The organism is Agrobacterium sp. SORGH_AS 787 (genome assembly GCF_030819035.1).
GTDB lineage: Bacteria > Pseudomonadota > Alphaproteobacteria > Rhizobiales > Rhizobiaceae > Agrobacterium > Agrobacterium larrymoorei_B.
In genome coordinates this window covers 574,364-595,292 of sequence record NZ_JAUTBG010000002.1, presented here as the reverse complement: position 1 = coordinate 595,292, position 20,929 = coordinate 574,364, and the positions used below count along the sequence as shown (strand labels likewise).

The 20,929-nt window shown below is 59.9% G+C and carries 18 protein-coding genes; 11 read left to right on the top strand and 7 right to left on the bottom strand.

Going from position 1 to position 20,929, the window contains the following annotated elements; translation table 11 throughout:
• Positions 1-67: 67 nt before the first annotated feature.
• Positions 68-1,237 (top strand): hypothetical protein, encoded by a 1,170-nt coding sequence (locus tag QE435_RS12330; RefSeq protein ID WP_349041552.1) that lies wholly within the window; start codon positions 68-70, stop codon positions 1,235-1,237.
• Between the two features lie 178 nt (positions 1,238-1,415).
• On the opposite strand, the gene lysS is transcribed toward QE435_RS12330, so the two are convergent.
• From lysS to QE435_RS12305, 5 genes are all read right to left on the bottom strand, one after another.
• On the bottom strand, positions 1,416-2,918 hold the full coding sequence (lysS, locus tag QE435_RS12325) for a lysine--tRNA ligase (RefSeq protein ID WP_062424978.1): 1,503 nt from the start codon (positions 2,916-2,918) through the stop codon (positions 1,416-1,418).
• A 72-nt stretch (positions 2,919-2,990) separates the two neighbouring features.
• Positions 2,991-4,448, bottom strand: a complete 1,458-nt coding sequence (gene gltX / locus QE435_RS12320; RefSeq protein ID WP_349041551.1) for a glutamate--tRNA ligase — start codon at positions 4,446-4,448, stop codon at positions 2,991-2,993.
• Positions 4,449-4,654: 206 nt separating this feature from the next.
• Positions 4,655-6,427: an SLC13 family permease gene (locus QE435_RS12315; protein WP_349041550.1), complete on the bottom strand. Its 1,773-nt coding sequence runs from the start codon at positions 6,425-6,427 to the stop codon at positions 4,655-4,657.
• A gap of 295 nt (positions 6,428-6,722) precedes the next feature.
• Positions 6,723-7,475, bottom strand: coding sequence for a TerC family protein (locus QE435_RS12310; RefSeq protein ID WP_349041549.1), 753 nt, complete (start codon positions 7,473-7,475; stop codon positions 6,723-6,725).
• 158 nt (positions 7,476-7,633) lie between these two features.
• Positions 7,634-8,305: a TetR/AcrR family transcriptional regulator gene (locus QE435_RS12305; RefSeq protein ID WP_349041548.1), complete on the bottom strand. Its 672-nt coding sequence runs from the start codon at positions 8,303-8,305 to the stop codon at positions 7,634-7,636.
• A 145-nt stretch (positions 8,306-8,450) separates the two neighbouring features.
• On the opposite strand from QE435_RS12305, the gene QE435_RS12300 reads away from it, so the two are divergent.
• Together QE435_RS12300 and QE435_RS12295 are read left to right on the top strand one after the other, a co-directional pair.
• Positions 8,451-9,677 carry an HlyD family secretion protein gene (locus QE435_RS12300; protein WP_349041547.1) on the top strand — a complete coding sequence of 409 codons (1,227 nt, stop codon included), beginning with the start codon at positions 8,451-8,453 and terminating at the stop codon, positions 9,675-9,677.
• 33 nt (positions 9,678-9,710) lie between these two features.
• Complete coding sequence (locus QE435_RS12295; protein WP_306934443.1) at positions 9,711-11,294, top strand: DHA2 family efflux MFS transporter permease subunit; 1,584 nt, start codon at positions 9,711-9,713, stop codon at positions 11,292-11,294.
• A 79-nt stretch (positions 11,295-11,373) separates the two neighbouring features.
• On the opposite strand, the gene QE435_RS12290 is transcribed toward QE435_RS12295, so the two are convergent.
• Positions 11,374-11,970: a hypothetical protein gene (locus QE435_RS12290; protein ID WP_349041546.1), complete on the bottom strand. Its 597-nt coding sequence runs from the start codon at positions 11,968-11,970 to the stop codon at positions 11,374-11,376.
• An 83-nt stretch (positions 11,971-12,053) separates the two neighbouring features.
• Here QE435_RS12290 and QE435_RS12285 point away from each other — a divergent pair, with 83 nt between their 5' ends.
• From QE435_RS12285 to QE435_RS12260, 6 genes are all read left to right on the top strand, one after another.
• Positions 12,054-12,734, top strand: a complete 681-nt coding sequence (locus QE435_RS12285) for a YafY family protein (RefSeq protein ID WP_349041545.1) — start codon at positions 12,054-12,056, stop codon at positions 12,732-12,734.
• A gap of 109 nt (positions 12,735-12,843) precedes the next feature.
• Complete coding sequence (locus tag QE435_RS12280; RefSeq protein ID WP_349041544.1) at positions 12,844-13,866, top strand: LacI family DNA-binding transcriptional regulator; 1,023 nt, start codon at positions 12,844-12,846, stop codon at positions 13,864-13,866.
• Between the two features lie 81 nt (positions 13,867-13,947).
• On the top strand, positions 13,948-15,402 hold the full coding sequence (gene xylB / locus QE435_RS12275) for a xylulokinase (RefSeq protein WP_349041543.1): 1,455 nt from the start codon (positions 13,948-13,950) through the stop codon (positions 15,400-15,402).
• Between the two features lie 247 nt (positions 15,403-15,649).
• On the top strand, positions 15,650-16,960 hold the full coding sequence (gene xylA / locus QE435_RS12270; RefSeq protein ID WP_349041542.1) for a xylose isomerase: 1,311 nt from the start codon (positions 15,650-15,652) through the stop codon (positions 16,958-16,960).
• A gap of 159 nt (positions 16,961-17,119) precedes the next feature.
• The gene (locus QE435_RS12265) at positions 17,120-17,704 is read left to right on the top strand and encodes a TetR/AcrR family transcriptional regulator (RefSeq protein ID WP_349041541.1); all 585 of its coding nucleotides are present in this window, start codon (positions 17,120-17,122) and stop codon (positions 17,702-17,704) included.
• 74 nt (positions 17,705-17,778) lie between these two features.
• Complete coding sequence (locus QE435_RS12260; RefSeq protein ID WP_306934437.1) at positions 17,779-18,066, top strand: hypothetical protein; 288 nt, start codon at positions 17,779-17,781, stop codon at positions 18,064-18,066.
• An 87-nt stretch (positions 18,067-18,153) separates the two neighbouring features.
• Here QE435_RS12260 and QE435_RS12255 read toward each other — a convergent pair whose 3' ends face one another.
• Entirely contained in the window at positions 18,154-19,197 is a 1,044-nt protein-coding gene (locus QE435_RS12255) for a GlxA family transcriptional regulator (protein ID WP_349042851.1), read from the bottom strand.
• Positions 19,198-19,462: 265 nt separating this feature from the next.
• On the opposite strand from QE435_RS12255, the gene QE435_RS12250 reads away from it, so the two are divergent.
• Together QE435_RS12250 and QE435_RS12245 are read left to right on the top strand one after the other, a co-directional pair.
• Positions 19,463-20,299, top strand: a complete 837-nt coding sequence (locus QE435_RS12250) for an alpha/beta hydrolase (RefSeq protein WP_349042850.1) — start codon at positions 19,463-19,465, stop codon at positions 20,297-20,299.
• Positions 20,300-20,437: 138 nt separating this feature from the next.
• Positions 20,438-20,770 (top strand): SMR family transporter, encoded by a 333-nt coding sequence (locus QE435_RS12245; RefSeq protein WP_306934436.1) that lies wholly within the window; start codon positions 20,438-20,440, stop codon positions 20,768-20,770.
• The last annotated feature ends 159 nt before the right edge of the window (positions 20,771-20,929 follow it).

Sequence of the window (20,929 nt, the reverse complement as noted above, 5' to 3'; positions counted from 1 at the left end):
GTTGCGTAACGAAGCGCGACGGGAGAAAAGGGCGTTAGACGAGGTTGTCTATGTCGGGACGTTTGACGTGAAAGCAGTGTTCAAAAGAATACGGTTTTCCCGCAAAGTGGTGTTGATTGGCGGCGGTATCCTCCTTCTCGGTGGTGCCTCCGGCGTTGCTGCCATTGTCGTCGGCAGGGATCAGCTCTTCGGCCCCGACGAGGTCGTGCAGAACGGCCTGGAATGCAAGACGGCGCAGACGGTCAAGATCAAGAAGAACGGTTCGGTCTGGATTCGAAAATTCGTCCGCACCGACGGCGGCGATGGCCCCGAGCGCATGAAGACGGCGTTGCGCGTAGCCAAGGCCATTTACGACAAGGACCATCCCGATCTCGTTCAGGTCTCGGTGCTGGATACCAAGGGCCCACAGATGCGCGCCGACATGCGCGGCCGATCGATTGCCGCGCAGGCGGTCTATATTGCCGATCTCAGCAAGCTGCCGGAAGGCGCGGCTTCACAGAATTATTCCGCCTATTATTACGATGGCGCCGTTGCCGATGACGGCCAGTTTTATGGCCTGCGCATCGATCTGCCGGTTGAAGACGCAAAGGCGATAACCGCATCACTGACCGAATTTGCCGATTGCGTCGATCCGGTCGTTGCCCCTGCTGGCGACGGCCATGGTGCTCCGGTTGGTGGCCATGGAGAGCCTGCCGGTCACGGTGCTGAGGCTGGCGGACACGGTGACAGCAAGGGATCGGATGGCCACGGCGCCGACGCCAAGGCTTCGGACGGGCATGGCGCTGAAGGCGATGGTCACGGTGGTGGTGAAAAACCGGCCGAAGGCGGACATGATGCGCCTGCCAATGCAGGGGGTAGCGGCCACGGTTCTGCCGAACCGCTCCTGACCTCGACGCCTGAAGGCAAAAGCGAAAGCATGTTCAGCTTCGGCTACATCAAATCGCTGCTTTTCGGCAAGGGCGAGACGACTGCGGTGGCGGCCGAGCAGCCAGCAGCAGAAGGCCATGGCGAGCCAGCAGCGGCTGAAGGACACGGCGATGCTCCGGCTTCGGAGAACCATGGCGAGGCAGAGGGTCATAGCGCGCCAGCCGTGGCGGAAGAGCCTGCAGCACAGGACGATGCCGCTTCCGGTGAGGCGGCTGGTGGTCACAATGCGCCTGCGGCACAGGCACCGGCTGAACATGAGGCTGCCGCTGGTGGCGACCACGCCGCAGAGGCTCCGAAGCCCGAGCATTGATTGGGGTGTTGGAGTGAGATGAGGCTGTCTCATCGCCTCATGCTCTTAAGTCATTAGTCAACTCTGCAAGAATGAGAGCAGCGAGATCGAAGGTTGCCATGGAAGGCACGAACCTTTCACCGTCCTCATTTCTCTCCTCGGACCGCCGCATCGCGACGGTCCTTCGCGCCTCTGAAACTCAGTCGGCCTTCTGGCGGCGGGCTGGGAAGAGGATGACGTCGCGGATGGATGGGGCGTTGGTCAGCAGCATGACCAGACGGTCGACGCCGATGCCGAGGCCACCGGCGGGCGGCATGCCCTGGTCGATGGCGTCGAGGAACTCGTCGTCCAGCTGCTTGTCCTTCTCGCCGCGGGCATGGGCCTGTTCCAGCTGCTCCACCATGCGGCGGCGCTGTTCTTCCGGGTCGTTCAACTCGGAGAAGGCGTTGCCCACTTCCCAGGCATTGCAATAGCTTTCGAAACGCTCGACGAGGCGCGGCTCGCCCGGCACTTCCTTGGCGAAGGGCGAGATGTCCTTGGGGAAATGCGTCACGTGGCTTGGCTGGATCAGCGTGCCTTCGACCTTCTCTTCGAAGATGAAGGCGAGGCATTCGCCCCAGGTCCAGTCCTTTTCGACTTCGAAACCGGCAGCCTTGGCGGCAGCGCGGGCTTCTTCGTCGGTCTTGATCGCGAGGAAGTCAATGCCGGTTGCTTCCTTGACGGCATCGGGCATCGGCACACGCTTGAACGGACCCTTGAAGGAAATCTTCTGACCCTGGAAGTCCAGCTCGGTGGTGCCGTGGATGGCGATTGCCAGCGTCTCGAACATGCGCTCCACGAGGCTCATAATGTCCTCGTAGTCGGCATAGGCCCAATAGCATTCCAGCATGGTGAATTCGGGATTGTGCCGCGTCGACACGCCCTCATTGCGGAAGTTGCGGTTGACCTCGAAAACCTTGTCGGAAAGACCGGATACCAGCGTGCGCTTCAGGAACAGCTCCGGCGCGATGCGCAGATACATGTCCATCTTCAGCGTGTTGTGGAAGGTCTTGAACGGGTCGGCAGTCGCGCCGCCATAGACCGTCTGCAGCATCGGGGTTTCGACTTCGAGGAAGCCTTCGGCCTCCATGAAGCGGCGGATGCCGGAAATGATTTTGGAGCGCTGCTGGAAGCGCAGCTTGGATTCCTCGTTGGAGAGGATGTCCAGGTGGCGCTTGCGATAGCGGATTTCGACGTCGGAAATACCGTTCCACTTCTCCGGCATCGGCAGAAGCGACTTCGTCAGCATGGTGATCTCTTCAGCGTTGATAGTCAGCTCGCCGCGCTTGGTGCGGCGCACCTTGCCGGTGACGCCAATGATGTCGCCAATGTCGATCATCGGCAGCATCTCGCGTGCCGCTTCCGGAGTCGTATCCTTGTGGGAGAAGATCTGCACCTTGCCGGAGGCATCATGGATATCCATGAACATGCCGGAATTGCGCGAGGAGTAGACGCGACCGGCAACCGTGACCGTATCGCCCGTTTCGACGTCCGGCTCGATATCGGCATATTTTTCCGCAAGCTCAGCATTGGTCAGCGTGCGGTGGAAGTGCGCCGGATAAACGTCGCCGATCTTGTCGCGCAAAAGCGCCAGCTTCTGGCGGCGCACTTCGGTGGCGTCGGAGGACAGGGCAGTCGTTTCGGTCGTCTTGGTGTCGGTCATGGTCTTGAAGCCTTTTTCGGGCGAGTTGTTCTTGTGTCTGTGGCGGCCACGTCTTGTGCCCGCACTGTCCTATCAGCCCGCAGCGCCAACCATCGTGGTCACGACGGCGATGGCTGCCTTCAGGCGCTGGCGCACGACGGAGCGGCCAAGCAGCGCCATGGAATCGAAAAGCGGCAGCGAGCGCGAGGAGCCGGACATGGCGACGAATAGCGGCGGCGTGACGACGCGCAGCTTTTTGCCGGTGCGTTCGGCCACATCGCGCAGCTCCGCTTCGATGGCCTCGACGTTCCAGTCGGGCATCTTTTCCAGATCGGTGGCGACCGTCGTCAGGATCTCTAGGACCTCGTCCGGCTTGCTCTTCAGCCCGGCAAAGGAGGCAGGTGTGAGGCCCACGTCGCCAGAGAGAAGGAAGCCTGCCAGGTTCGGCAATTCGCCAAGCTTGGAGACGCGGCTCTGCGACAGCTTCAGGCCTTCGGTCAGGCGCTGGTTTTCCATCGCCCATTCCAGCGTGCGAGCAATGAATTCTTCCGGCGAAAGCTTCTCACGCAGCCAGCGGCCGTTCAGCCAGTCGAGCTTCTGAATGTCGAAGATCGCGCCGGCCTTGGAGAGGGCTTCCGGATCGAATTTTTCCGCAAGCTCGTCCATCGACAGCAGCTCTTCGCCTTCAGCGATCTGGATGAAGAACAGGCCGAGGAAATTCATCAGCGCTTCCGGCAGATAGCCGAGTGCCGAATAATAGGAGATCGAGGTCGGGTTCTTGCGCTTGGAAAGCTTAGACTTGTCGGCGTTGCGCATCAAAGAGAGATGCATGAACACCGGCTCCTGCCAGCCGAAGTAGCGATAGAGCAGGATGTGCTTCGGCACCGATGCCAGCCACTCTTCGCCGCGCGCCACATGGGTGATCTTCATCAGATGGTCATCGATGACGTTCGCCATGTGATAGGTCGGCATGCCGTCGGCCTTGATCAGCACCTGCATGTCGACCGATTCCCAAGGGATCGAGACATCGCCATAGACGCCGTCATGGAAATCGCAGGAGCCTTCGGTCGGGATCTTCATGCGCACGACAGACGCTTCGCCCGCCGCCATCTTGGCGGCGACTTCTTCCGCCTTCAGGTGAAGGCAAAGACCGTCATAGCCCGGGGGCTTGCCGGCGGCGCGCTGTGCCTCGCGCATTTCTTCCAGGCGCTGCGGCGTGCAGAAACAGCGGAAGGCGTGGCCCTTGTCGAGCAGTTCCTCAGCGTAAGGCCAATACATGTCCTTGCGCTCGGACTGGCGGTAGGGGCCGTAAGGGCCGCCGACATCCGGGCCTTCCGACCATTTGAGGCCGGTCCATTTCAGCGCTTCCAGAACCTTCTCTTCATATTCGCGCGTGGAGCGCGTGGCATCGGTATCTTCGATGCGCAAAATGAACTCGCCGCCATGCTTCTTGGCAAAGAGATAGTTGAAGAGCGCGATATAGGCCGTGCCGACATGCGGCTCGCCGGTGGGGGAAGGGGCAATACGGACGCGGACGCCGGAAGTGGTCATTGAAATTCACTCGTCGTGACGTTGCAGCGACGCAAGGCGTTATCAGCCTGTTGTCACGGAAATTGACGTTGGATGCGGCAGGATTGGCAAAAACAGGCGCAAGATCAAGCGCCATTTCACACCATCCCATTGGGCATGGCTTAGGCCATATTACGCCGCAGACGTCAAGAAAAGACTGTCTGGCCGCTGGAATGGGGGCGGGCTGCTCAGGAAACCGGCCAGACGTAAAGCAGCATGGGAATGCTGACGATGACGATGATGAAGGAGAGGGGCAAGCCAAGGCGCGGGTAATCGCTGAAACGATAGCCGCCCGGTCCCATGACCAGCGTGTTGCACTGGTGGCCGATGGGGGTGAGGAAATCGCAACCCGCACCGATGGCCACCGCCATCAGGAAGGCTTCGGGCTTGAAGCCGAGTGTCGTGGCAAATCCCGCGGCAATCGGCGCCATGACCAGAACGGTGGCGGCATTGTTGAGGAAGGGCGTGACGGCCATGGCGGTGAGCAGGATCAACCCGAGTGCGGCGAAGGGGGGCAGGCCTTGCGCGACGCTACCAAGCCAATGGGAGATCAACTCGCTTGCCCCTGTGGTTCTCAGACTGTCGCTCACGGGAATGAGAGCCGCCAGCATGACCAGGATCGGGCCATCGACGGACTTGTAGACGTCCGTCAGAGGAATGGCCCCGACCACGATCATCAGGAAGGCGGCAGCGAAGAAGGCGACCGAGACCGGGACCAGGCCGCTGCCGGCTGCAATCATTGCAGCGGCCAGCACGATCAGCGGCATGAAGGCGCGGCGCTGCACCCCAAGCAGGATTTCACGCTGGGCAAGCGGCAGCAGCGAAAATTCCTGCAGCATCAGCGGCACGTTTTTGCGGCTGCCCTGCAACAACAGCACGTCGCCAGCTTGTAGGGTGAGATCGCTCAGGCGTTCGCTGACCCGCTGGCCGCGTCTTGAGACGGCAATCAGATTGACGCCGCGCGTATAGGAGAGCGCCAGTTCGCGCGCCGACATGCCGTTCAGGTGGGAATCATTGCTGACAACGGCTTCCATGGAGACGAGATCGACGACCTTCTCGCCCTTGTCGGTCAGCGGCTTGCCCGAGAGGATGAGCTTTGCCTGGGACACCATCCGGTCGAGGCCTTCCGGGCTACCTTCCAGCATCACCGTATCGCCGCTCTTCAACGTCACATCGGGGAAGGGCGAGATGCGGCGTGGACCGCGCAGAATGGTTCTGGCAATCACATCGCCATCCCCAAGCTTCAGCAGCTCGCGCAGCGGCTTGTCTGCGAGCATGCTGTCGGGCGCAAGTGTCGCTTCAGCAGTGTAGCTTGCCTTGTCGAGAATATCTTCAAGCGATGCCTGCTGCTTTGCCCGCACGGGCAGCAGACGATAGCCGACAGTGAGGAAGAGAATGCCGACGACCGTCAGCGCAAGGCCAACGGGCGTGAAATCGAACATGGTGAAGCTTTGTCCGGTCATCTCTTCGCGAAGGCGGGATACGACGATGTTGGGCGAGGTGCCGATCTGGGTCATCAAGCCGCCGAGCAGCGCGGAAAAGGCCATCGGCATCAGATAGAAGGAGACGGGGCTTCCGGATTTGCGGGCGAACTGGAAGGCGACCGGTATCATGATGGCGAGCGCGCCGATATTCTTGATGAAGGCCGACATCACGGCAACCGCAACCATCAGGAAGGCAAGCTGCAAACCCTTGGAGCGCATTTCCGGCAGGTAGCGCTTGATGGCAAAATCGACGATGCCGGAGCGCGCGACGGCAGAGCTGACGATCAACGCACTGCCGACGATGATGACGATATCGTCGGAGAAGCCGGAAAAGGCCTTATCGAAGGGCACGACGCCGACGGCGACAGCCACCAGAAGCGCGCTGCACGCCACCACATCGTAGCGGAACCTGTCCCACATGAAAGCGACCATCATCCCAGCGATCACGGTGAAGGCGAGGATCTGCTCTGTGGTCATGCGGGGGCACTTTCAGGAGGGCATTGCGGGTGCGCAATGCCGGGATGACCCGGGAAGGGGTGCATCGAGAACGCGGGCGCCGTGCCACTTGTTCCTGACATCATAGCGGGTTTTGCGGAGCGACTGGTGCAGGCGGTGTCCGGGCCGGTGCCGGGTCAAGTCTTTGAGATTGCTTATCCCTCAGCCCTAGAGCGTTTCTATTTAACAAGGAAACGCTCTAGCGTAGCGGCGGGTGAGAATCCCAGCTTTTGCCGGAGCCCGCAGCAGTTACGGGCTCCAGCCTGTCTTTGAAGCGTCAATGCAGGGTGCTGCTCTTCTTGCGCTTGGAATTGCGCGAGACGATGTTGAGCACCTCCACCAGCGCCGAAAACGCCATGGCGGCATAGACGTAGCCTTTCGGCACATGGAAGCCCATGCCCTCTGCGATCAGCGTCGTGCCGATCATCAGCAGGAAGGCGAGCGCCAGCATGACGACGGTTGGGTTACGCTCGATGAAGTTGGCAAGCGGGGTTGCGGCGAGCAGCATGACGGTGACGGCGACGATGACGGCAACCACCATGATCGGAACGTGCGGGGTCATGCCGACCGCGGTGATGATGCTGTCCACCGAGAAGACGAGATCGAGAAGCAGGATCTGGACGATGGCCGACGAGAAGCTGGTAATCGCCGCCTTGCCGCCGACCATGTCTTCCTTGTGGTCGATCGGGTCGACATTGTGGTGGATTTCCTTGGTGGCCTTCCAGACAAGGAAGAGACCGCCGACGATGAGGATGATATCCTTCCACGAGAAGGGCTGGCCGAAGACTTCGAAGACGGGTTCCGTCAGCTGCACGATCCAGGCGACAGTGCCGAGCAGGCCAAGGCGCATGATGAGCGCCAGCCCGATGCCGATGCGCCTTGCCTTTTCACGCTGGTTTTCCGGCAGCTTGTTGGTCAGGATCGAGATGAAGATCAGGTTGTCGATACCCAGCACCACTTCCATGACGATGAGGGTGACGAGCGCCACCCATGCGGTGGGATCTGACAAAAGAGGGACGATGGACTCCATCGGGCCGGACTTCCTTTCAACTGAAGGTTATTATTCGACGGTGATAACGCAGATAATGGGCAATCTATAACGAATAAGTTGCGACGCAAGCATGTCAAAAGCGCCGTCAGGAGAGGTTCCCGGCGGCGCTTCAGACTGACTCGGAAGGGTCAATGGCTTCAGGCGGCTTTTGTTCCGTAAGCGGCCATGAAGACGCGGATGGCGCTGGAGATCACGCGTTCCAGTTCATCATCGGGCACGGGGCCTTCGAGTTCGCCAAAAAGGCGGAATTTGAAGAAGGTGCCGGTGGAGAGTTCGATGAACTGGCGGGCTGCCAACTCGATGTCGTCGACTTGGAGGCTGCCATTTTCAATGTGATGGCGAATGAATTCTTCCAGAACGATGCGGACATTGTTCGGCGCGGAGGAGAAGAAACGGCGCGACAGGTTGGGCATACGGTCGATCACGCCAAGCAGTGAGCGCATGGCAGGTATCATGTCCGTGCAAACCAACCGTGTGGCAAAGGCGGTGCCGAACTGGCGAAGACCTTCGTGGACCTCTTCTGTGCCGGCCAGAATATCGCGCATGGATTCGGCAAATTCGCGCCGGTGCCGGTCTATCAAAGCGGCGAACAACTCTTCCTTATTGGCGAAGTAGACATAGATCGTACCCTTGGAAACCCCGGCTTCCCGGGTGATATCGTTCATGCTGGCGGCATCGAAGCCCTTTTGCCTGAACATGCGCCACGCGCCATCGAGGATCTGTTCGCGCTTGGAGGGGTCTTCGCCCGCCGCAAAGCGTCCACCCGATGCGGCGGTCGAACATGCGTCCTCGATTACCTTCTCTGTCATCGTCTTCCGTCCGATCGCGGTTAACACCCGATTCAATATATCGAACCGAGTGGTTCGATGCCACTTGATATGTGGGTTAAAACCGATTATGTCAATCGAACCGAACGGTTCAGTTCAACAAATTTCGTATAACCAGGTGTCTACCATGTCGTCTCAAAAGAGTGGCGCAGTCCGGGCGATCAATTCGTCTGAAGAAGCAGAAGCCCAGACCAGAGTCCAGGCTGAGGCCCGCACTGAGGAAAACCGTCCGGCAGAGGCCGCGAAGGCCGCAGCGCCCGTACAGCCGCCTGTTCAGAAAAAGAAGCGTAAGCCCTTCCTTCTGCCGATCATCGGTCTTGCGTTGCTCGCAGGCGCTGCCTGGTATGGCTATGACTACTGGACGACGGGCCGCTTCATGGTGTCGACCGACGACGCCTATGTGCATGGCGACATCGCGGTGATTTCGCCGAAGGTTTCCGGCTATGTGGCGAAGGTGGATATTGTCGCCAACCAGCAGGTCAAGGCTGGCGATCCGCTGGTGACGCTGGATGATGGCGACTATCGCCTTGCACTGGAACAGGCCGAGGCGCAGCTTGCCACGCAGCAGTTGTCCTTGAACCGCATCGACGCGCAGATCGCAGGCGGTGAGGCAGCATTGGCACAGGCCGTTGCCCAGAAGGGCGCGCTTGACGCAGCCCTTCAGGGTGCCGAGATCAACAATAAGCGTGCCACCGAGTTGCAGTCCAAGGATGTCGGCACCGCCGCATCCGCCGACAATGCCCGCATCGCACTCGAACAGGCCAAGGCGAATCTCGCTGCCGGTCAGGCAAATGTGGTTGCAGCTGAGGCCAATATCGCGCTCCTGAAGGCGCAGCGTAAAGAGGCCGAAGGCTCGATCAAATCGCTGGAGCTGGCGCGTGACAAGGCAGCCCGCGATCTCTCCTTCACCGTGCTTCGCGCGCCCTATGATGGCGTGATCGGCAATCTTTCGGTCCAGACGGGCGATCTCGTCTCTGCTGGCAAGCGCCTGGCTTCACTGGTGCCGATGAACCAGCTTTATGTCGATGCCAATTTCAAGGAAACGCAGCTCGCTGAAGTCGTGCCCGGTTCCAAGGTGAAGGTGCATGTGGATGCCTTCGATGACGACGCGATCGAAGGCACGGTGCAGTCGATCTCGCCGGCATCCGGCTCGGTCTTCTCCATGCTGCCGCCGGAAAACGCCACGGGCAACTTCACCAAGGTGATCCAGCGCGTACCGGTGCGTATCGTTCTTTCCAAGGAAGACATCGACAAGCACCACCTGCGTGCGGGCTTGAGCGTCGTTGTCGATGTCGATACGCGCACGGCGCCAAAGCAGGCCGACACCCAGGCAGCGCAGAACCAGTCCAAGTAACCGGCGGCCCGGATCAAGGTAGGGACAAGCATTATGGCGGCTACAGCCAGCATGAGCGGCGGCACCACGGCCGCCGTCGACCCGCCGATGGATCGAAGACGCCTGATCGCGTTCTTCGCCATGGTCTTCGGCATGTTCATGTCGATCCTCGACATTCAGATCGTTTCGGCCTCGCTGGCCGAGATCCAGGCCGGTCTCGGTGCCGGTTCGGATGAGATCGCCTGGGTGCAGACCTCCTACCTGATTGCGGAAGTCATCATGATTCCGTTGTCGGGCACGCTGGCGCGCATCCTCTCTACCCGCGTGCTGTTTGCCACCTGTGCGGCGGGCTTCACCATTTCCAGCGCGCTTTGCGCCACCGCGACGAATATCGACCAGATGATCGTCTATCGCGCGATCCAGGGCTTCATCGGTGGCGGCATGATCCCGTCGGTCTTTGCCGCGGCCTTCACCATTTTCCCGCCCTCCAAGCGCCCCATCGTTTCGCCGATCATCGGTCTTGTCGCAACGCTTGCGCCCACCATCGGCCCGACGGTCGGCGGTTATCTCTCCAATGCCTTTTCCTGGCACTGGCTGTTCCTCGTCAACATCATTCCCGGCATCATCGTCACCATTCTGACCTGGAGCCTGATCGATTTCGACAAGCCGGAAACCTCGCTGTGGAAGAAGTTCGACTGGTGGGGCTTGCTCTCCATGGGCGTGTTCCTCGGATCGCTGGAATATGTGCTGGAAGAGGGCAACAACAACGACTGGTTCAATGACGAGAATATCGTCATTGCCGCGATTGCCATGACGATCGGGGCAGTTGTGTTCTTCTGGCGGGCCTTCAAGGTGGATTTCCCGGTGGTGGATCTGCGCGCCTTTGCCGACCGAAATTTCTCCATCGGCTCGCTGTTTTCCTTCGTCATGGGTATCGGTCTTTATGGCCTGACCTATCTCTACCCGCTCTATCTGGGGCGTGTGCGCGGCTATGATGCGCTGATGATCGGTGAGACGATGTTCGTTTCGGGTCTGACCATGTTCTTCACCGCGCCGATTGCAGGGCGGCTTTCAGCCAAGCTCGATCCGCGGGTGATGATGGCGATCGGCTTCATCAGCTTTGCCGCCGGGACCTGGATCATGACGCATGTCACGGCCGATTGGGACTTCAACGAGCTTCTGATCCCGCAGATCCTGCGCGGTTTCGGTCTCATGATGTGCATGGTGCCGATCAACAACATCGCGCTCGGCACGCTTCCGCCCGCCCGCATCAAGAACGCATCCGGTCTCTTCAACCTCACGCGTAACTTGGGCGGCGCGGTCGGTCTTGCCATCATCAACACCTTGCTCAGCCAGCGCACCGACGACCACTATGTCCGCATTGCCGAGCATGTGAATTACGGCAATCCGGCAGCGCTGGATTGGCTGAGCAGCGTCGGCGGCAATTACGACTCCTATGGCCTCGACGGCTCCTCGGTGGCGATCAAGAAGCTCGTCGGCGTGGTATCGCAACAGGCCTGGATCCTGGCCTTTGCCGATGTCTTCCTGCTGCTGACCTTCCTGTTCACCGGCCTCATCTTCCTGACGGTGCTGATCAAAAAGCCGAAGGCGGCCCCGCCGCCCGACGCGGCGCATTGAGGTTTACCTATCCACCGCAGCGCATGTGGGGTCACCGGAAACGGTGGCCCCTTTTTTGGGGGGGCTATTTTCACGACGCCTACAGCATGGTGCCGAACTCCATGCTCTGAGGTTCGATCAATGCAAGAAATGCATCGCAGTCCAACTGCCCGCGCCAGCTCGAACAAATTTTTTCCGCGCTCAGGCGCGCATCCGCAAAGGCGAGATCCAGAAACACCCCGTCATCGAGCTTGACCAGATGCTGGCGGCGCCAGCCCGTCTGTCGCGAGAGGTGGTTCTCCACCATCGCAGCATGGGCCTTGCGCATGTCGGCTTCGTCTACCCCCTGTTTCAGGCGGAAGCGTCCGATTTCCACACCGCTCCCGTTGGCGATAGGGTGTTGAGAGACCGGCGGCAGCCGGTAATGCTGCATACTGATACAACTGGAGACAGATGCCCGGAAGCCAGCGAATTCGGCAGCGCTCGCAACCATTCTCGCCGCCGAATTGGCTTCTTCCAGGCTGCGCCACGCCACCAGATCGACGCGGGTGCGCGCGCCGTCCACCCGCGTGAATGGAGACCAGTGAATGAAGCCGGGAAAGGTCGCAAGCCGTTCCCGCGCCGCGTCGCGTGCGGCATCTGCTTCGTTCTCATCCGTGACCGTGTAGGTGACGATTTCATAAAGTAACGTGGTCATGACAGCTCCTTTGAGTTTGGAGCCGGGTCATACGGTTTTCATCCTGACAGTTTCCGGCAGGAGTGATATGCGATTGACGAGATATGCGCACGCTTCGACTCTTCGCATTGCTGGATAATCTTCGCGGTCGGCTGAGCCCGGTTTCAGCCGAAACATTGGCCGTTGACCTCAATGTCTCGCTTCGAACGATCTACAGGGATATGGCAACCCTACAGGCCATGGGCGCCCCCGTGCGCGGGGAGGCTGGTATCGGCTATTGCATGGAACGCGGATATTTTCTGCCGCCGCTGCAATTCGATGCGGACGAGTTGGAGGCGATTATGCTGGGCACCTGGCTGATCGCGGCGCGGGCAGACGGGGAATTGTCTGACGCCGCAAGGCGTGTGTCGGCCAAGGTCAGCGCCGTCATGGATGGCGAAGCTGGCGAGGCATATGCGCGTTTGCCGTTTCGCGCCGTTTCGCAGCATGCCCCCGGGGATACGAAAACCGGCGTCCATCTCGGTTTCCTGCGAAAAGCCATCAGAGAAAAAGCCTTCCTCGATATTCGATACCTCGATCTGAAGGAGGCCAGAAGCCAGCGTCTTGCCCGCCCTTTGGGCCTGACTGTCTTCGACGAGGTGTGGCTTTTGACGATCTGGTGCGAAACGAAGAATGACTTCCGCAATTTGCGTGTCGACCGGATCGAAGGCGTCGAGCGGACGGGAAAACACTTCCGTCCGGAAAAGGGAAAGCGTTTCGAGGACTATCTGCAAACCTTGACATGATCGGTAAGAGTGGCCGCCCCGGCGCGTGAGGCTCTTCATGAGGTACGTACATCATTTTCTGATTTACGTACCTCAGAAACTCCTCTATGACGTTGCGCCGGGAGGAAGCATGAAGCCGACAGTTCACGATATTGCGTCAAAGGCAGGGGTCAGTCTCGCCACCGTCGACCGGGTGATCAATCTGCGTCCGGGCGTGCATCAGCTGACCCGCGCCAAGGTGGAAGCGGCGATTTCCGAGCTTGGCTATGTGCGCGATATCGCCGCCGCCAACCTCGCCAAGGGGCGCAGTTATGCGCTGGTCTTCATTCTTCCCAACAATGACAATTCCTTCATGGCCGGGCTTCGCAACGAGGTGAGGTGTGCGGCCTCTCGCTCCTATGTGGAGCGCACGTCGATCCGCATCATCGAGGTGCCGCCCTTCGATGCGGCGGCACTGACCCAGGCGCTGGATGTGGCGCGGCTGGAAAAGCCGTCGGGCGTTGCCTTTGTCGCGATCGATTCCGAGGATGTGGTGGAGGCGACGGATCGGCTCGCTGACAGCGGCATTGCCGTGGTGACGCTGGTGTCGGATCTGACGGGCTCGAAGCGCGATCATTTTGCAGGCGTCGATAACGCCGCAGCGGGCCGCACGGCGGCGAGCCTGATGGGGCGGTTCCTGCCCAAGGAGGAGGCCGAGATCGCGGTTCTGGCGGGCTCCATGCTGGTGAAGGATCACCGCGAGCGTCTGGCCGGCTTCGAAGGTGTGATCGAGGCGGAGTTTCCACATCTCTCCATCCGTCCGGTTCTGGAAGGGCGCGACGATGCCGAGAGGGTGGAAGCGCTGGTCGGAGACACTCTGCGCGACAATCTCACGCTTGCCGGGCTCTATAGCCTTGGCGCGGGCAATCGCGGTCTGATCCGGGCGCTGAAGGCGCATGACGGTTTGAGACCTTGCGTCATTGCCCACGAACTGAACGACACGACCGCCGCAGCACTTCGCGATGGCACGCTGGATGCGGTGCTGAACCAGGATGCAGGTCATGAGGTGCGCAGCGCCATTCGCGTCCTCAAGGCCCGCGCCGATGGGCTTGCCGTCATCGAGGCGCAGGAGCGTATCCGTATCGACATATTCCTGAGGGACAATCTGCCTTGAGCGACCCTCGTTTCAACCCATTTCGGGCACGGCCCGGCTGGAACTGCTCCAGCACATTCACATCCAATCTTGGAGGACGATATGTATCTCGGTCTTGATCTTGGCACATCCGGCGTGAAGGCGCTGCTGATCGATGGCGATCAGACGGTCATCGGTTCGGCCAATGGCGCGCTGGATGTCTCGCGTCCGCATCACGGCTGGTCGGAGCAGGATCCGGCCCATTGGATCAAGGCGACCGAAACGGCGGTTGCCGGGCTGAAAGCGAAGTTTCCGGCCGAGCTTTCGGCGGTCAAGGGCATCGGCCTCTCCGGCCAGATGCATGGCGCCACGCTGGTCGATGCGAGCGGCGACGTTCTTCGCCCCTCGATCCTGTGGAACGATACGCGATCCTATGCGGAAGCTGCGAAGCTCGACGCGGACCCGCGCTTTCGCCAGATCACCGGCAATATCGTCTTCCCCGGCTTTACTGCGCCGAAGCTCGTTTGGGTGAAGAACAACGAGCCTGAGATTTTTGCCAAGGTCGCCAAGGTTCTGCTGCCGAAGGATTATCTGCGGCTGTGGCTGACAGGCGAATACATCTCCGAAATGTCCGATTCCGCCGGTACCTCGTGGCTCGATACGGGCGCGCGCAAGTGGTCTTCCGAGCTGCTTGCGGCAACCGATCTTGATGAGACTCATATGCCGTCTCTGGTGGAAGGCACGGATGAGGCGGGTGTTCTGCGCTCCGAGCTGGCCGCTGCCTGGGGCATTTCCGGCAAGGTCGTCGTGGCCGGTGGCGCCGGCGACAATGCCGCATCCGCCTGCGGCATGGGCACGGTTGCCGAAGGCCATGCCTTCGTGTCGCTTGGCACGTCCGGCGTACTCTTTGCCGCCAATGCCTCCTATCTGCCGAAGCCGGAGAGCGCGGTTCACGCCTTCTGCCACGCGCTGCCCAACACCTGGCACCAGATGGGCGTGATCCTGTCGGCCACCGATGCGCTCAACTGGTATTCCGGCATTGCCGGCAAATCGGCGTCCGAACTTTCCAGCGAGTTGGGCGACGACCTGCAAGCGCCAACCGGCGTCACCTTCGCGCCCTATCTTTCCGGCGAACGCACGCCGCACAATGACGCGGCCATTCGCGGCTCCTTCATCGGTCTTTCGCATGAAAGCGACCGCAAGGCGCTGACGCAGGCCGTGCTGGAAGGCGTGACCTTTGCGATCCGCGACAATCTCGAGGCGCTGAAATCGGCTGGTACCTCGATCTCGCGTGTGACCGCCATCGGCGGCGGATCGCGTTCGCGCTACTGGCTGGCCTCGATTGCCACCTCGCTCGGCGTGCCGGTCGATATTCCGGCGGAAGGCGATTTCGGTGCGGCCTTCGGGGCGGCGCGTCTCGGCCTGATTGCCGCGACGGGGGCCGATCCGCTTGCGGTCTGCAGCCAGCCGGAGACGGAGGAGACGATCGAGCCGGTCACATCGCTATCAGGCGCTTACGAAGAGGCTTATGGGCGATATCGGGCGCTTTATCCTGCGATCAAGCCGCTTTCGCATTAGGCGGGGTTGAGGGTGGGGTTTACCCCGCCTCTGTCCTGCCGGACATCTCCCCCTCAAGGGGGGAGATCGGCTGGGTTCACCGGCGCCACGTCCATTACGGCCTCGCTGGGATCGATAGCGATCACGATGGGGTCGAGCGCCCACCACGAATCGATCTCCCCCCGTGAGGGGGAGATGCCCGGCAGGGCAGAGGGGGTGAACCACACCCTCTACCGACACACCACGCACCACCAAGGGAGAAGCAACAATGAGCACTGGATTTTTCGGCAATATCGCCAAGGTCAAATATGAAGGCCCCGACAGCACCAATCCGTTGGCGTTTCGCCACTACAACCCGGACGAGGTTGTTCTCGGCAAGCGCATGGAAGACCATCTGCGCTTTGCGGTCGCCTACTGGCACTCCTTCGCCTGGGAGGGCAGCGATCCCTTCGGCGGACGCACCTTTGATCGTCCCTGGTTTGGCGATGACATGCAGAAGGCCAAGCTGAAGGCCGATGTGGCGTTCGAAATGTTCAGCCTGCTCGGCGCGCCTTACTATTGCTTCCACGATGCGGATGCGCGTCCTGAAGGCAAGACCTTTGCCGAGAGCACCAAGAACCTCAACGAGATCGTCGACTACCTGCAGAAGAAGCAGGAAGAGACCGGCGTCAAGCTTCTCTGGGGCACGGCGAACCTCTTCTCCAACCGCCGCTTCATGGCCGGTGCCTCCACCAATCCAGATCCGGATGTGTTTGCCTATTCGGCAGCCACCATCAAGACCTGCATGGACGCCACGATGAAGCTCGGCGGCGAGAACTATGTTCTGTGGGGCGGTCGCGAAGGTTATGAGACGCTGCTCAACACCGACCTGTCGCGTGAATTCGACCAGATGGCGCGCATGCTGCACATGGTCGTGGAGTACAAATACAAGATCGGTTTCAAGGGCACGATCCTCGTCGAGCCGAAGCCGCAGGAGCCGACCAAGCATCAATATGATTACGATGTCGCGACCGTCTACGGCTTCCTGAAGAAGTACGGCCTCGAAAACGAAGTGAAGATGAACATCGAACAGGGCCACGCGATCCTTGCAGGCCATACCTTCGAGCATGAGCTGGCGCTTGCCAACACGCTCGGCATCTTCGGCTCCATCGATATGAACCGCAACGACTACCAGTCCGGCTGGGATACCGACCAGTTCCCCAACAACGTGCCGGAAATGGCGCTTGCTTACTACCAGGTCCTGCAGGCCGGCGGCTTCACCACCGGTGGCACGAACTTCGATTCCAAGCTGCGCCGCCAGTCGCTCGACCCGGAAGATCTGCTGATCGGCCATATCGGCGGCATGGATTGCTGCGCCCGCGGCCTCAAGGCTGCGGCGAAGATGGTGGAAGACGGCGCGCTCTCCAAGCCGCTTGCTGAGCGCTACGCCAAGTGGGACCAGCCGGAAGCCCAGAAGATGCTGCGCGGCGAGATGAAGCTGGAAGAGATCGCGGCCAAGGTGGAGCGGGAAAACATCAACCCCGAGCCCAAGTCTGGCCGTCAGGAATATCTCGAAAACGTGGTCAATCGCTACGTTTAAGGTTTGCGAACTAGTCGTTCAAAATGAGAGCATCACCCCGGGGTCAAATCCGGGGTGATGTGTTTTACCCGCATTGCGTTGACAAGTTTAGGTCATTTGTCCTAATGGTGATTAGGACAAATGACCTAATCATTGAGTTCTTTAAGTCTGGGGGCTGCGATGAGTTCGACGACACGCGAGGAGATCGTCAAGGTGGCGGATGACCTTTTCTATCGAAAAGGCTTTGACCATACATCTTTCGCCGACATTGCCGGACTGGTGAAGATTTCTCGCGGCAACTTCTATCATCACTTCAAAACCAAGGACGATATCCTCGAAGCGGTGATTGAAAAACGTCTGGCTGATCGCGGCGCCATGCTGACACGATGGGAGATAGAGGGCAGGACACCGGCGGACCGGATCAACAGTTTCATCGATATTCTGATCGTCAATGGGGATAAGATCAAACTATATGGCTGCCCCATCGGCACTTTGACGAGCGAATTGGCGAAGCTGAATCATCCGGCCCAGCCGGATGCGGGACGACTATTTACACTGTTCCGCATGTGGCTGCGTCGTCAGTTTGTCGCGCTCGGTCGGGAAGACGATGCCGATATCCTGGCCATGCATCTCCTTTCTCGAAGCCAGGGCGCAGCGACCCTTTTCAACGCATTCCAGGATCAGGACTTCGTTGAGCGCGAGGTTGCCCAGATGAAGGAATGGTTGAAGCATATCGAAACCGAACGTCTCGAAAGCTCGCTCTAAGCATATGGATGTCGCATCGTAGTGCGATTGTCTCCTGTCTCCTTTCCAATCCAGTTCAAACAACAGGAAACGTCATGTTCATTGTCTTTCTCAGATTCTCCGACAACAAGGCGAAGGCTTCTCAGTTGCTGGAGCAGCACAATGCCTGGATTAGAAAAGGTTTCGATAGCGGTATATTCCTGCTTGCAGGCAGCCTTCAGCCGAACGCGGGCGGAACGCTTCTTGCCCACAATATCGATGAGGAACGCCTTGAGGCGCTCCTTCAGGAAGATCCGTTTGTGGCGGAGCGGGTGGTGCAGGCCGAGATCCATGAGGTGACGCCAGGTCGCGTCGATGAACGGCTTCTGTTTCTCAAGGGATAATCTTGTCGGCAGCTCTATTAGAGAATGATGCGCGTAATGATGTCGTCGCCTAAGGCTTGCGATTTTTTAGCATGTACGGAGTTCAGCTCACCCCCGCACATCTCCCCGATACACATTCGGCGTTGTCCCCGTCAGTCGCCCGAAAATCTTTCGAAACGCGGCGGGGTCGGTGTAGCCGACGGACCAGGCGATGGATTCGATGGAGCCGTTGGTGGTTTCCAGCAGTTGCCGCGCCTTCATGATGCGGACATTCTGGTGATATTCGGTGAGCTTCAGTTTCGTGGCGCGGAAGAAGCGGCGTTGCAGGGTGCGCTCCGAGAGGTTGACGCTGTCTGCCAGTTCGCCGACGCTTTTTTGCAGTTCCGGGGTGGCGTGGAACTGGTGCTGGATTTGCAGCACCTCGCGGTCGCCATGGTCGAAGCGCGGCAGGAAGGCCTTGTAGCGGGCCTGGCTGGTGCGCGGCGGATCGACGATCAGGAAGCGGGCGGTCTCCAGCATCACCGATTGGCCGAGAAGCTTTTCGACGAGCAGCAGGCCGAGATCGGCCCAGGCGAGAATGCCGCCAGCGGTGATCACGTCGCCATCGTCGATGATCATATTGTCGGGCGCCACATCGATGCCGGGGAAGCGTTCCGACAGCCTGTCGGCAAAGGCCCAGTGGGTGGTGGCGCGCCGTCCGTTGATGAGGCCGGTTTCAGCCAGCACGAAAGCGCCCGCACAGACCGAGCAGACGGTCACGCCCTCCGCGTGCTGCTCTGAGAGCCATTCCGACGCTGGTGTCATGCTCTGCATCTTCTCGGGCATGATGATGCTAGGTGGCGCGATGACATAGCGCAGCGCGTGGGGCTGGTCCGGATGCGAGTCCCAGATGCAAGCGACTGTGCTGCCTTCCATCTTCCAGTGGCTGATGCGGATGCTGCTTTCGCCGCTGCGCCCTTCCAGCCTCATGGCCCAGCTGGAAGCGATGCCGAAGAGATCGGTCAGCCCGTAGATCGCCGCCAGCTGACAGTCCGGATAGATGAGTAGCGCAATTTCGATTATGCTGATATTCGTAGCATCAGTCGCATCCATCGCCACCGTTACGGTCTTCTGGGCATCGGGCTGCTGGCTGTTCTCCTGCATTTGCACCATTGTCACTTTTGCCTTCTATAAAGTCATTTGCGCCACGTGTTTTGTGTAGAGCAAGGCGCTAGCTTGTTCAAGTCAACAGCAACCAGGCATGACCTGACAGGAGAGCGCGATGACGGAATCAGGGACAACCAATGATGCCAACCGCTTTTTTATGTCGAGACGCACCGTCTTGATCGGCGGCGCGGCACTGGCCGGAGCCGCACTCTCGCCACTCGATTTTTCATCCGCCTATGCAGCAACCAATTCACCACAAGGAGATATCACCATGGCATACGTTACCACCAAAGACGGCGTGCAGATCTTCTACAAGGACTGGGGTCCAAAGAACGCGCAGCCGGTTGTCTTCCACCACGGCTGGCCGCTGTCTTCCGACGACTGGGACGCGCAGATGCTGTTCTTCCTTGCCAACGGCTACCGCGTTGTTGCCCATGACCGGCGCGGTCACGGCCGCTCCGAACAGGTCTCGGAAGGTCACGACATGGACCATTACGCAGCCGATGCCTTTGCCGTTGTCGAAGCGCTGGACCTGAAAAACGCCATCCATATCGGTCATTCCACCGGCGGCGGTGAAGTTGCCCGCTATGTGGCCAAGCACGGCGAACCGGCAGGCCGCGTTGCCAAGGCGGTTCTGGTGTCCGCCGTTCCGCCGCTGATGCTGAAGACCGAGGTCAATCCAGAAGGTCTGCCGATCGAGGTCTTCGACGGTTTCCGTTCGGCTCTTGCCGCCAACCGCGCGCAGTTCTTCCGCGATGTTCCGGCTGGCCCCTTCTACGGCTTCAACCGTGACGGCGCGACTGTGCATGAGGGCGTGATCCAGAATTGGTGGCGCCAGGGCATGATGGGCGGCGCAAAGGCCCATTATGATGGCATCAAGGCGTTTTCCGAGACGGACCAGACGGAAGACCTGAAGGCGATCGGCGTTCCGACGCTGGTGCTGCACGGCGAAGACGATCAGATCGTTCCGATTGCGGACTCCGCGCACAAGTCGATCAAGCTTCTGAAGAACGGTGAGTTGAAGACCTATCCGGGCTTCTCCCACGGCATGCTGACGGTGAACGCCGATGTGCTGAACGCCGATCTTCTGGCCTTCGCCAAGAAGTAAGACAACGCAAAAGGCCGCTGGCTGGTGCAAACGCTCTGCCGGCGGCCTTTACTTCAAGCCGGATATATCACGAAACTGTGATGGTGACGGGCGCTGCAATTTCTGATGTTTAGCGGTCTCTACAATTGGAGATCGCCCATGCCCGCCTATGCCATTCTCGCTCTTGCTGTGATCAGCGAAGTCGTCGCGACCATGTCGCTCAAGGCATCGAAAGGGTTCACCGTCCTTATCCCCTCCATCGCCGTCGTCATCGGCTATGGTGCCGCTTTCTTCTTCCTGTCGATGATCCTTGATCGCATTCCGGTGGGTGTTGCCTATGCAATCTGGGCTGGCGGCGGCATCGTCTTGACGGCGACACTTGGATGGTTCGTCTTCGGTCAGCGGGTGGATTTCTGGGGCTTCGTCGGCATGGCGCTAATCCTTGCCGGTGTGCTCGTCCTCAACCTGTTGTCCAAAAGCTCCGCCCATTGAAGATCCTGCGCGATGAGGCTTTCTGCGCTGCAACTGCTCACCATGTCGCATGGTTACATTTCCGTGCCTTCTTGTGTGCGCTGCAATAGCGCCTATCTGTGCTTCGTTTCACAAGGGCCGGATCCGTCGCGTCGACGCTCAAAGGCTGGCCCGCGAAGG